At 37.9% G+C, this 12,601-nt stretch carries 10 protein-coding genes and 1 pseudogene; 4 read left to right on the top strand and 7 right to left on the bottom strand.

The genetic code is table 11. The annotated features are described in order from the left end of the window. Positions 1-10 precede the first annotated feature (10 nt). Together OOK74_RS14600 and OOK74_RS14595 are read right to left on the bottom strand one after the other, a co-directional pair. Entirely contained in the window at positions 11-712 is a 702-nt protein-coding gene (locus OOK74_RS14600) for an HAD family hydrolase (RefSeq protein WP_278183394.1), read from the bottom strand. 133 nt (positions 713-845) lie between these two features. Further along, a complete protein-coding gene (locus OOK74_RS14595; RefSeq protein WP_274721742.1) occupies positions 846-1,355 on the bottom strand; it encodes a hypothetical protein in 510 nt (169 codons plus the stop codon). A gap of 527 nt (positions 1,356-1,882) precedes the next feature. Between OOK74_RS14595 and OOK74_RS14590 the strand changes: the two genes are divergently transcribed. Both OOK74_RS14590 and OOK74_RS14585 read left to right on the top strand, forming a co-directional pair. Continuing rightward, positions 1,883-2,359: a CreA family protein gene (locus OOK74_RS14590; RefSeq protein WP_278183393.1), complete on the top strand. Its 477-nt coding sequence runs from the start codon at positions 1,883-1,885 to the stop codon at positions 2,357-2,359. 75 nt (positions 2,360-2,434) lie between these two features. Beyond that, positions 2,435-3,745: a type II toxin-antitoxin system HipA family toxin gene (locus OOK74_RS14585; protein ID WP_278183392.1), complete on the top strand. Its 1,311-nt coding sequence runs from the start codon at positions 2,435-2,437 to the stop codon at positions 3,743-3,745. Between the two features lie 7 nt (positions 3,746-3,752). Here OOK74_RS14585 and OOK74_RS14580 read toward each other — a convergent pair. The 5 genes and pseudogenes from OOK74_RS14580 to OOK74_RS14560 all read right to left on the bottom strand — a co-directional run. Continuing rightward, a pseudogene (locus OOK74_RS14580) lies at positions 3,753-3,995 on the bottom strand (integrase); the annotation flags it as partial. 208 nt (positions 3,996-4,203) lie between these two features. After that, positions 4,204-7,020 (bottom strand): hypothetical protein, encoded by a 2,817-nt coding sequence (locus OOK74_RS14575; RefSeq protein ID WP_278183391.1) that lies wholly within the window; start codon positions 7,018-7,020, stop codon positions 4,204-4,206. Beyond that, positions 7,013-7,969 (bottom strand): SIR2 family protein, encoded by a 957-nt coding sequence (locus OOK74_RS14570; protein ID WP_278183390.1) that lies wholly within the window; start codon positions 7,967-7,969, stop codon positions 7,013-7,015. Before OOK74_RS14570 ends, OOK74_RS14575 begins: the two co-directional genes overlap by 8 nt. Before the next feature lie 439 nt (positions 7,970-8,408). Next, a complete protein-coding gene (locus tag OOK74_RS14565) occupies positions 8,409-8,681 on the bottom strand; it encodes a hypothetical protein (protein ID WP_278183389.1) in 273 nt (90 codons plus the stop codon). 16 nt (positions 8,682-8,697) lie between these two features. Continuing rightward, positions 8,698-9,069 (bottom strand): hypothetical protein, encoded by a 372-nt coding sequence (locus tag OOK74_RS14560; protein ID WP_278183388.1) that lies wholly within the window; start codon positions 9,067-9,069, stop codon positions 8,698-8,700. Positions 9,070-9,219: 150 nt separating this feature from the next. Here OOK74_RS14560 and OOK74_RS14555 point away from each other — a divergent pair, with 150 nt between their 5' ends. After that, positions 9,220-9,690 carry a hypothetical protein gene (locus OOK74_RS14555; RefSeq protein WP_278183387.1) on the top strand — a complete coding sequence of 157 codons (471 nt, stop codon included), beginning with the start codon at positions 9,220-9,222 and terminating at the stop codon, positions 9,688-9,690. Positions 9,691-10,264: 574 nt separating this feature from the next. Next, positions 10,265-12,601: a DEAD/DEAH box helicase family protein gene (locus OOK74_RS14550; RefSeq protein WP_278183386.1), complete on the top strand. Its 2,337-nt coding sequence runs from the start codon at positions 10,265-10,267 to the stop codon at positions 12,599-12,601.

Raw genomic sequence — 12,601 nt, 5'->3', positions numbered from 1 at the left:
GCTTGAGGGGCTAGCGAGAAGATGGCATCGCGACTTTGAGTGGCGGAGATTGCCTATCACTTAACCATTGCACTAACTGCTGTAAATGCGCTAACACGATGACTTGCTGGCAACGACTACGATTTTGAGGATTTAACGGGCTAAGCTGAAAAGTGATCACCCCTGCATTAATCCCCGCCGCCACCCCTTTGGCGGTATCGTCAATATAGATGCACTCTTCAAGCGTAAACCCCATATTCATCGCACAATAACGGATCAAATCCGGCTCAGGCTTCCAGCTATTAGCATCAAAAGCAGAGAAAATTCGCCCCTGAAAATAGCGCTCTAAGCCAGCTAAACTCAGAGTCAGGGCAATTTTTTCTCGCGGCGCATTGGATACCGCACAAAATTCAATCTGATGATGCTGTAGATAATCAAGCAATTCTTGAGCACCAGACATCGGTACTAATTGGCGTTGAAACATCTCCGCTACTACTGCTCGGTAACGCTGCTCAAGCAGGTCAATATCGGCCGAGATGTGGGCAAATTGGCAAGTGCTGTGCAGAACATCAGCAATTTTACCCCCAGCGAAGTGTTCAACCACTTGTGAATAACTTAAGGCAACACCAAGTTCACCAAACACCTGCACTAACGCCTCACAGCACAAACGTTCGCTATCAACTAAAGTACCTTCGCAGTCAAAAATTACGCATTTCACTCTGGATGCTGTCATCACGTCTCCTTTATTCTCTTGGCAGTGTATCTCTCACTGCCACGCGAAAAAGGTGCGAGTTAACAGAATCACAGAAATCGGAGCATTGGCTTACGTAACTTCAACCAACATCACTTTTTTCGGATGAAAACCGTCAATCCAACTCAAGAAAGGGTACCGCGCTGCTAGCGGTCAGCGTTTTCCACTTAGCGTACAATGCCTGAGCAAACACTGCAGGATCAACAAAAGGCGTATTGGCTTTCACTACCAGATCCGACAACAGCACCGTACCTTGGTGCTCGGTAACCATGCCTGCCGCGACAGGCTCACCCAAATGAAATCCAACAAACAGCTGACAAGGTGGGGCATAGATGATTTGCGTGAAAAATTCGACTAACAGCGACTGTTGCTGTGGATCGGTACAGCGCGTCGCCTGTAACAAAGCAAACCAAACGGTTAAGCGATGGAAATCAACCAGATAAATTTCTTGTTGTAACGACTCATCACTGGCTTGTACTGGCAACGGTATCACGTGCGTGTTTTGGCTCAAAGCCTGGTAAATATCGCGCCCTTGTAAACTTTCGGTGGTTGGAAATTCAACATCGACTTGACTGAGTAACCACTGATTTTTGATCGCAACCACAGGTGAGGAGGAATGATTCATAGCGGGCTTCTTCTTGGTTGGTGACGCAACATGCTTAATGACGGTTGCATTAGAGGCAGCATACTCATCCCACCCCGCTGCGACAAGCTTTAATCCCTTGTAAGCTGGCATTGAGAGGTGAATGATCTCACCAAATGCTCGCTGTGGCTGTATTACGAGCAGAAAATCCGTATGATGTCGCCACGAAAACGGTACGCTACAGCAGCATATGATGCTTAGCGCAATCGGCGCGATCTTGTCAATTTGTTGCGCTGACCTTGTGAGTATGGTGAGCGAACACTCGCCAGTGCCATTTTGCGAGCCATGTTTAGCCTAATCAGGAGTTAAAATGAAAAAATGCCTAGCTACGATGTTTATCATCGCCCTACTCACCGGCTGTTCTGACAATGAAGTGGGAGACGTATCGCTTGGGATTTTCACACTCAAAGATGTACACTCCATTACCAATACTATAACATAACAATTTAAACCGATAAAATCAATGTATGATATAATGTAATAAGCTACATAAATACAAGGAGATACAAATGAATAATATGCTAAAAGCGGCATTGATAACCGCTCTTCTATCTGGGTGCTCTGATAGCGAAGTTGGTGACGTATCGCTTGGCGTTTTCACCTTAAAGGACATAAAGGTGTTAAATTTAGATGATGAGAAAGTCCCAGGAGTGACTTGTCATATCGCTTCTATTGAGGCAAATTTTAGTCTTTCTGACCCTAGTGACAGTTCTATTTCTTGTCGTCAGACTGGTGATATTACTCCTGAGATGATTGCAACTATCGACAAAAGTAAATCTGGTGAGGTTGTATTCAAACAGTCGAAAAGTATTTTCTTCAAATCTATGAAAGTAAGGCGTATCTATGATGCGGATAATCAAACCTTACTCTACCTCTCATATACCACTAAGGAGACTGACGGTAGTTTCAAACATAGTCTTTCTACTGTGCCTCTTTGGGGAACGTCTGCTTATGTTCAACCAATCAAAGCCAATATTGCCAATTAAAAACCGTGAACCTTCTACTCTTGGCACAATCAGTTCTACATCATAGGTGTATATGTTCATGTAAAGGATATCCGAATGTCTTCATTAATCGTATACATCAACAACACCAAAGTTGGCCATCTAACCAAGCTAAACGATGGCAAACTGCAATTTTGCTATGACGAGAATTGGTTAAATCAACCGAGAGCCTACCCTATTTCACTATCTCTCCCACTTCATTGCCAGTCACACAAAGGTGACCCTGTAGCAAATTATTTTGATAATCTGTTGCCAGATTTAACTTCAACACGTAAGAACATACAGCGTCGCTATAGCACCGACTCAACAGACGTTTTTGATTTATTGCATGCAATCGGCCGCGATTGCGTTGGCTCTCTCTCATTGCTGCCAGCAAATGAAGTACATAATGGTCTTGCTTCAACACGGCTGGAACCTCTTTCAGTTCGTAATTTACACAATATAGTTACGGCTCATGAGTATCAGTTCCCTCTTGGCATGTCCAATAAGCACGACTTCCGCTTCACAATATCTGGGGCGCAAGAGAAAACTGCGCTTCTTAAAATCAAAAATGATTGGTTTTTACCCAGTTTGGATTACCCAAGCACTCACATTCTCAAATTTCCGATCGGCTTTATTCAGCAGCCAGCGGCAACACTTGATATGACGGGGAGCGTTGAAAATGAGTATTTCTGTATAAAACTTGCAGAAGCAATGGGCTTCCAAGTTCCAAAGATTGAGATCTTAGAAGTTCAAGGAATGAAAGCTCTAGTTATTGAACGTTTCGATAGACACTGTTCACAAGATGAAAACTCACTTATTCGATTGGCTCAAGAGGACATGTGCCAAGTATTCTCGCTTCCCTCACGATTGAAATATCAGAGTGATGGTGGTGTTGGTATTAAAGAAATCATGCAGCTACTTAGTCGTTCTAGATGCGCAGACAACGACTGCGACGATTTTATGTGCTTTCAAGTATTTCAATGGTTGATCGGTGCAACCGACGGGCATGCAAAAAACTTTTCAATTTTTATTGAGGCCAATGGAACTTATAGACTAACCCCCTTCTACGACATTATGTCAGCCTTCCCCACATCAAGTGGCAGAGGCATTAACACACGTAAACTAAAACTAGCGATGGCTCTCAAATCCACTTCAAGTGGCAATAAGTGGCATTTAGAAAAAATCTATCCGCGTCACTTTATTGCAACAGCAGAAACTGTTGGTTTCTGCACAGTTCGAATGCAAGAGATACTTGACGAGTTTGTTGACTCTTTTCCGATTGCTATTGAGCAAACCGTTAACCAGCTACCCAACAACTTTCCTGCTCATATCATAGATTCCATTGTCAGCAACGCTCTTCGGATCCTTGTCAAAATAAAGCTCTAGCCTATCAGTCGGTGCCAGTTTTTTGCTGGATGCATTGAACTCTTTCATAGATTACTCCTTGCGAAGAAACATCATATACATGCAGCTTTAGTAAATCACTTGCCCTTAGTTTGCTATCAATGGCTAAGTTCAATAGCGCAAGCTGCATTAGGTCGCTTTCAAGCTCTAGCCTAGTTCTAATTCGCCAAATTTCTTCCAACTTGAATAGTCGTTTAATGCCGCTGCGTTTTCCCGAAGATAACTTTCTCATGTTGACCGCCTCTTCGATATTGTTGGTCAACATAAAGTCTGGCTATAAACTGAAACTGTTCCAACCTTGATAGCCATCGATCAAGCAGTCGTTCAGGGTGATCAGAATCATCCGTGGACATAAGTGTGTTGTGATTTTACGCTGTAACACGCCTCTGGAAGAAGAGTTCAACTCTCGCTAACTAAACCTAAACCTAAACCAGTGATACCTATCCTCTAATAATCCTTTGATACAGCGCTACGATTGGCTCGTCATTATTTCTTATATAAATGTCAGCAATTTTTGTTGCAATAACCTGTCCGACCTGACCTAGCGAAATTATATTCTTAAATATTGTTTCTAAAGGGTCTAGATCATACATATAGAATGGCTTTGATAATGTTTCTATCCAAATGTCTGCAACATCCGAGGCATAGCCTTCACTCAACCTCGCCATTTCTTGCATAAACGACATACCATTGTGAGCGTCATTAATATAAGGAGCGACTGCCATCAACCAAGCTTTAGTATCCACATTCAGCTCTTCAATGTATTCCGCCCACAAAGCTAGCTTGGATGCCAAAGGCTTTTTATCAGAATCTTTTTGATTTATTAGATCAACTAAATCAGGCCATAAAGCAAATACTAACTCTTTGGTCTTTTCTACATTTTGGTCTCTTATAGACCATAAAAACCAAACAACTTTGCTTAACTCACTTTCTTTTTGTCTAACTAAAAAAAGTCTCAACAAGCTTCCATCATCAAGTTGCTCTCTTTTTTGAAGATATGCAATACATGCGTACTCTATATAGCGACCTTTAACCTTATCTGACAGGCTTTCATCATCTAGTAGTGCGGGATAATATTTTTTTTCTTTAAAATGAGCATGAATTTCTGGAATTAACCAACCTACATATGAATAGGCTTGTAAAGCACATCGCCATTGAAGAGAGTTTGTTTCACCAAACATTGGCTCAATATTTTGCACAGTCCAGTCTTTAGATAGATAAAGAAAGTTACGCACATACATTAATAGAATTGTAATAAACTCATATTCACCAGCAGCCTGTGGCTTGCTCAGTTCATTATCGAAAATTGGCTGATAACCAGCCCATATTCGTTTGTGCTCTTCTGAATCTTTACCAACGTTTCTGGATTGGTATAGAGCTAATTTGACGTAAGCCTCTAGGCATCGACCTCTTGGACTATTAATGGTGATAAATACTGCATCAGAGTCATCATTAAAATCTTCACCAGATTCTTTGTTAAGAATTAGCTCAAGCGTGTTTTTAACATCGTGTGTTAACTCAAGCTCAAAAGCGCGTTCATCATTTTCACATCCTGATTCAACTAATCGACAATATGAACTGATCACCCAGTGTTTGTCACCAATGAACGGGCCTGAATCAGTATTATCAACAGAATCCCAAAAAGAAGCTTCATTGAACAATTTAGCAGCAAAGTTAATAATTTTAGGCCAAAGTTCGTTCCACGGTCGCTGTGCTTTATCTGTCCATAACTTGAAGTAAGCTGAGAATATTTTATGCAAATAATGTGGCTTAAGCTCAATGAATGCATCCAAGTTATTAAGGAGTTCACAACTATCGAGTAAAACTAGCTCCTCAAACGTATTAACTAAACCCTCAATGCTCGGTTCATTGAAGTGTCCAACTTCTTTATACTCGTTTAAGAAATGTATCAACGAATCAATGTCTTCAAGCATAACTGCAAGTTCAGATACAGACAGTGGAGATACATCTACCGCAACGCCACCGCTCATATAACATGAAAAGTCGGGATGATCTGGCTCCACACCTGTAATATCAACACAAGCTTGATACTTCGCTTGCGTCACTCCATTTTCATCTTTGATTGCGGCAAACCAATTTGACTGCTTGTAAGCAGTTGGTTTGTCTAATAGCACTCCAGTGTCTTCATCCGTTACATTCAACGATTCTATCGTTTCAATAACTGATTGTTGCTGCTCTGCTTGTAGTGAAGAAAAATTCTTGTGGATAAAATGCCAAAGCTCATGGCGATACTTATCGTTAAAATGATTAGGCTGAATAACTAAAGTTACCACTTGCTGTTCAAGTTTTTCAAAACATTCACCAGCAATATAGATAGCGACACGCTTAATCGTTTGGTAATCACCGTTGATTAACTCTGTAAGTTTGTCATTAGCCTTATTATCAGAATCTTTTTTTACGTAACCTAACAAAGCGTCTCTAAAAAGCTTTAAAACAATATCATCTGTGTGATTGTGTCTGCTGTTTTGCTTATGCTCAGGTATCGCATTTCGCCAAACATTGGACCATTTATCATTGCGATTAATATTGAGTACTTCTTTGAGTTTTTGCTCACATAAGTTTACTGCTAGTAAGCCTAACGTTTCACCGAGAGTTGAAGCATTCTCTTCTACAAATTTTCCTGCTTGATAGTCATCAAAGCCCAATACGGCTTCATGTTTTTTGTCTGCGTATCTACCTTCAATACTGTGAATTTTAAATAACTTGTCCAACAAAAACATGGCGAATGAAACCGACTGTTCAGTATTAATATCAATCAGTTCTAACATCCACTCACTGATTTCTTTATTAACAAGATAGCGGTCAAATTTATCGTTTAGCCAGTCGCTAACACAGCCAAGATCGTCAAGGTTGATAACCTCTAAAGGTATATTTCTAAGAACCTTACTGAATTGCCACCATGTCCTGTAGTTAGAACGCTCGTTTGCCATAGCATATTGAGTCACTTTCTTTATCAGGCTTAAATATTTTCGTGCCATTTCGACATCACTTCCATCTCTTAATTTAAGAGATGACGAAACAAGATATTCAGTGATGGGCCATGAAGGAATTTGAAAAGTGTTATCAGCCGTCTTAAATGGCACAGGGTTTAGTTCTGGTGAAAATAGGCCGCTATCTTTAAATGCATCAAACCATATTAGGCTATCAACTTTTTTAAAAAGCCAAGGTTGTAAAGCTGGGTCATCTATTACTCTCTGTAAAGCACTTCGCTGCTTCGCACTTAATTCATTACTCATCCAGTTCTGCCTCTAACGCAGCTAACTTGTCAGCAAGGGCTAAGTCTTTAAACTCAAGTTCATCGCACCACTTTTTGATAATGGCTTGCTGTTGTGCATAATCTTCATGATCTCGTGGAAAAACGATCAGTTGTGCATTAAATGATTGCTCATAGTAAGCTTTCAATTTGTTAAATAGCGGCTCTTCCGCATTGAAGAAGCCTTGTAGTATAAACAGTCGCTTCTGAGGTTCTTCTTTCTGGTTACTAGACTTCAATATATATTCAAGTATTTCAGTTTCTTCCAATCCATAACCAAGAAATAGAACGACTTTCGTGGAAAAAAGGTGGGTGAGGAAATTAGGAACTTCATCGGAGACGTAGTGCTCCAAGTAATCCTTAGTTGTAACAATCATACTTGATGGATCATCTACACAACCATGCAGGTGAATCACTGCCCCTCTTGTATCTAGTTTTGCGTTTAATAAATCTTCACGTTTGAAGCTACGCCAACTGGTTTCTGGTTTACCTTGAGATATTGTTGGTTTGATCAGCTTATCGTAGTTTGTAGTTACAAAGGTACAATCATATTTGTTTATAAAATCATAGACATCACACCAAGGCTCACCTAATTCAAATATTTTTTTATAGTCAACTTTTGCACCATTATCCTCATCTAAAATTTTGGCAATTGACAAACGTTTCCTTGGGTCTGGAAGAGCATTAATTAATGACTTTTCATGGTGATCGATAACTTCGTTTTTAACAAGCTGATTTACCACAGCATCGGCAAATCCATCCCATGATGGATGGCCTGCCATTCTTGATATACCTGCACCTATGAATAAGACCAAATTTCCCGCTTTCGCAGCCTCGATTATTTCATCTGGTAACTTAGGTTCTGGTCTTAGAGCCGCCATTAATCTACCTTTACTTTCCCTGTTAGAAAATCTTGCATCAGGCCCTTCCATCTTAACGCTTTAAAAAAATGACTTTAATTATCAGTTAATTTACATGATTTTTAGCATAGATAAAGCATAGTATGTGAATATGAAGTCTTTAGGACATAAAATTTGAGTAATGATCCCATACACGCTTTTTTGAACCTAAACAGGTATCAACTTTTAGAACTCAATCATTTGTCTTGTAACTTGTTTTGGGGCGTGCGACGTGAGGTCGTATGAAGCGCTATTCACCGCTCAACGAGTGAACCATCTGTATCACCAGATGAACCTAGGACTCTGAATAAAGTAGCGAGTCTGACAATGTAACGAAGGTTGGTATTTGCCAATCGGGATCGAAATCGTGAGAGGACGATCCTCCTGATAACCACATAAATCGGGTGAGTGCAGTTTGACTTAGGTGGTTAAAGTCATGCCTTGCAGCATGACAAATACAAATGTAACGCTTCTAGATAAGTTTATAGTTAATGGCTTTATGAAAGTGAGAGGTGCCATTATCTACGTTTTCTAATTTCATACCACAATACGGGCAATGAATGATGTTAAAAGCAGTTTGCCAGAGAAGCTCACCGACTTCATTCAGTTCATGACTCAGTTCTAAATCCATTTCTGATGCAGATTCAGAAACAAACAAGAACCATTGCTTATTCGTCGTGTAGTGATCTGTGTAGTGCACTTGAACATCTGACGGAAGATTTTCACAGTGATGTTGCTTTGTCATTATGTTTCCCCCTCTTTTAAAAGAAGCAAAAAGATTCAGTTTCTTTCACATGTGCGATTTCTTTCGATTTCCAACGATTACAACCATAAAGACCTGGAACTCGATTTTCCTTCTTAACTACGCTTGTAAAATCAATTGTAGAAGCTTTGCTCTCTGAACGATTTGTTCTAGAGTGATAATGTTCATTAAATCTTTTGCCAAAATGAGACCTTCTAATTTTGAGTGTGCCATTCTGTTCTTCGACGGTCAATTTATTTGCTTTTAGCATAGCTTCCTCGTCTGAGATCTCATAGTTAACAAAAACTTTTAAATCATTTTTATACTGTTTGTTCGAAACATTTGAATTTGGATTTTCATATACGTACTTGCGGCGATTAGTTAAAAGCATTTAAATTCCTGCATTGTTGTTTAAATTGACATTACTAAACCACATTAAAATTAGATTGTAAATATATAAAATGAAATATAAACAAAGTTTATAACATTTAATTGTTAATTGCTTTCACACTTTTTAAAACTGTTTTAAAATTGACGTCCTATGAACGTAACAGCTTATGAGAACAAAACAATGACACTTACAGAAAAGCAACAAGCAGCAATAGAAATATTTAATAGTCGCAATAATATCAGAGAGTTAGATCTAACTCTAAGTGAGCTAGAGACGCTCCGAGATAGAATAAGCTTCATTATTGAAGAACTTAGCAATGAGCAAGAGTTGAAGAATGTAGAAGCAGCGATACAAGCTTTACGTCTTGTTAATGTTGAAATTCCAGACGAATTAGCAAATAAAAAAAAGGCATTAAGTGGCTCAAAGCCAAACTTGGCTACTCAACGCAAAAAAGCACCAGCTGCTAGATTTAAAATTGGCGATCAAATTTTTGAAGAAAGATCACAAGGAAAACCATCTCGTGAGTTGGCGGCAGCGATACAAAACTATAATAATGAAAACGGAACTAGTTTAACAAAGAAAGACTTTAAAACTGATGACGCTGTAGAGAAAGTTGATTAAACCGAGTTAGATTTTAATAGATTGCAAACTAAGTCGATAGTTAAACTGATTTAGTTTGCAGACTAATCAAGCATTTAAGATGAAATAGTAATTTATTAAAAAATTAATAGCTCTGTCCACTTAACAATCGTCATTCTGACTCGTAGAGTCAGTTAATAGCATGCTAGTGCATGCAAATAACGAGTATTGCAACATTAACTTAATATGGGACATAGGATTTAATTTATTATATAATATAAACATAATCCTATGTCCCCTAGAATAGAAATACAACCACATAATTAATAAGTTCATTTTCTATTTCCAACTATCGATAGAGATTAGTCACTCCCTTTTATCACCTTTCATATAACGTAGATTCAATAATTTCATGACTATAATCATCAATTAACCTATAATTACGATAAATTATTTTATAATTAATGATAATACAATTTGGATATTTAAGTCACATTCCTCTGATTTATATAGGTTAATTGTTTGACTTGAAAATTAGTTTTTATTATTGTTTTATTTTTATATATTTTTTCTTTAAGATGGATATAATAATAAAAAAGATAAAAATGGTTCCATCATGCTAAATTTAAAACCCATAAAAAACATAAAAAACCCATATAATAAAAACTGTGTACTTTTAGTGGGTACTCCTAGCGATTTGTCACTATATGAAGCATATAGAATTGATACTGCATTAACATCGGCTTCGATGGCCTCAAAATTTTACGAAGGTAAGGAAAATGTTCTAACTTGTATTCAATTAAGTAACGATGTCTCCGACGAAGACCTGATTGATGCGGCAAAAGTGGCTTGTAAAAAAAACATTGAAATTCGTTTCAAAGGTCAAACATTCTCCAATTGTCCTGTCACTTACGGTTTTAGCATTTTTTCTGGTATTTATCAAATCAAGCCAATCAAAGAGTTAAAACAGCTAGCGATCGACGAATTAATGTGCGCAGTACCTTTTTCATTAACTAAAGAAGCTGCTACATCAATGATCTACCAAAAACTCAGTATGCACTATGTAGAAGCACAAGAAACAGTCAATCGGTATAAAGACCCAATTCATAAAACTGTTCTTGAATTGACTAACTTGAAAAGTGCTAAAAATGCCTCATCAATTCATGAAATAGATTTTGCTCTAAATCGTGTAAACCTGCTTCGAGCACCAATGTCTCTGGGTAAAACCACTAAGACAATTGATATTGCAATAGATTTACTTTTCTCAAAATCCGATGCTAAGATTGTTTATATTTCTCATCTTGAAATTTTAGGAAAATCTTTTAGAAATAAAATTCAATCAAAATGCCCTAGAAACATATCTATCTGTGATCATACTGAAAGAAACATTGGAAGCCAAGAATCAGCGTCAGTATTGACAACAACAGTCAACAGTCTCCCAGCTTTACTACCTGAAGTTTTAGAAGCAGATCTAATTATCTTTGATGAATGCGAAAAAGGAATACTTGCGACAAGTGGTGATCATTTTCGAAGCATTGCTAGTAAGCATAGCAGTTATGATGCACTAAAGTATGTGGTTGAAAATGCAAAATGGTTAATTATGATGGATGCGGATATTTCTGAAAATATAAGCTGTAATTTTATTAAAAGCACTGAGATAACTGACTATGCTATCTATAACGTTGAAGACTATTCTGCTTATAAAAATAAACGTGTATTAATAAAAGATCGCTCAACTGTTCTTATGTCTCCGTTTCAGCATCGTCTATATGCTTTTGATAATTTGAAAATGATGTACCGAAAGCTAAAACTTATGGGTTACCACAAAAATAAGAGAGGTTGTTACAAAAAGGCATTAGAAGCTGGAATATTAGTAGTCTGCTCTGATACGAAATCACAGCCTGATGTGATGGCTTTTGTTTCAAATCCGAATATTGAAGCGAAAAATTATGACAAAATTTTCTACTCACCCTACATTGGATGCGGTGTGAGTATAGAGACTCTTTATTCTGATGTTATCACGATTATAAGCAATAGCGTGCTTAATCCGAATGATCTAATTCAATTAGCTCTAAGATTTAGAGCAGTGAAGGAAATCCACTTTGCGGTATCTAAAGACCGCAATGCTAGCCTGTTGCCATCAAAACCAAGGCTTAGTAATAAATTCACGTTTGATGATATGCTCGCTGTACATGAGGTGCAATCAACTATTCTGCGCTCTAACATGCCTCTTGCATTAATTAAAACCCTTGAGGCGTTAGAATTTGTTGATGTCACTATCGAGCCAAGCGATTCCTATAATCACCACATTAATAAACAATCACTAGCGACTAGAAATCGTTTCGATTCCAGAGAAGAAGCTATTGCTATAGTTGAAGCCAAAGATATCTCTGAGCCTGAAGCCATTGCCATTTCTGAGTCAGGTAAGGCTACTAATGAGGAAAAAGCATCTGCTGATAAAGCCATTTTGGCCAAGGAATTTGGTATCTCGTCAGAAAGTGTAAGTGTTGAGTTAGTTAAGTTCGACTATGTATTTAAACTAAGAAATGAGTTGCTTTCGTTAAAAAATAGTGAATCATATAAGCGAATAGTATCTCCGAAATCCAAAAAAATCATATCCTTGGCAAGCTCCGTCATTAAAATACTTGGCTTAAGTTTTACAGATAAAGTTGTCATATCTAACGAAAGCTACTTATCTGCTTACTCGTTCATGAAGAATAAAGATAATCAAGTTATTTTATCCGATTTTAATGGAGTTTCATTAAGGGTGGATAAAAAAATGAGTGAGATCACGCAGATAAAGAGAAGTGTTAATCAATTCCTTAAGATCCTAGGTTTCAGTTGCAGAAATGAAGGAAGATCTAATTCTAGGAAAAGTACAGCCGAACTTCATCCGTTTTCAAAGCTTTATTTAGATAACGCTTTAAATAAAAAATTAATGAGTTCAACTTGA

It is taken from the genome of Vibrio misgurnus, assembly GCF_029635775.1.
Taxonomy (GTDB): domain Bacteria; phylum Pseudomonadota; class Gammaproteobacteria; order Enterobacterales; family Vibrionaceae; genus Vibrio; species Vibrio chanodichtyis.
This window is presented reverse-complemented; position numbering and strand designations above follow the sequence as displayed.

Coding starts and splice junctions, on each gene's coding strand:
- OOK74_RS14560 (WP_278183388.1), bottom strand. CDS start 9,069: ATGCTTTTAACTAATCGCCGCAAGTACGTATATGAAAATCCAAATTCA.
- OOK74_RS14595 (WP_274721742.1), bottom strand. CDS start 1,355: ATGAATCATTCCTCCTCACCTGTGGTTGCGATCAAAAATCAGTGGTTA.
- OOK74_RS14555 (WP_278183387.1), top strand. CDS start 9,220: ATGAACGTAACAGCTTATGAGAACAAAACAATGACACTTACAGAAAAG.
- OOK74_RS14575 (WP_278183391.1), bottom strand. CDS start 7,020: ATGAGTAATGAATTAAGTGCGAAGCAGCGAAGTGCTTTACAGAGAGTA.
- OOK74_RS14600 (WP_278183394.1), bottom strand. CDS start 712: ATGACAGCATCCAGAGTGAAATGCGTAATTTTTGACTGCGAAGGTACT.
- OOK74_RS14565 (WP_278183389.1), bottom strand. CDS start 8,681: ATGACAAAGCAACATCACTGTGAAAATCTTCCGTCAGATGTTCAAGTG.
- OOK74_RS14585 (WP_278183392.1), top strand. CDS start 2,435: ATGTCTTCATTAATCGTATACATCAACAACACCAAAGTTGGCCATCTA.
- OOK74_RS14570 (WP_278183390.1), bottom strand. CDS start 7,969: ATGGAAGGGCCTGATGCAAGATTTTCTAACAGGGAAAGTAAAGGTAGA.
- OOK74_RS14550 (WP_278183386.1), top strand. CDS start 10,265: ATGCTAAATTTAAAACCCATAAAAAACATAAAAAACCCATATAATAAA.
- OOK74_RS14590 (WP_278183393.1), top strand. CDS start 1,883: ATGAATAATATGCTAAAAGCGGCATTGATAACCGCTCTTCTATCTGGG.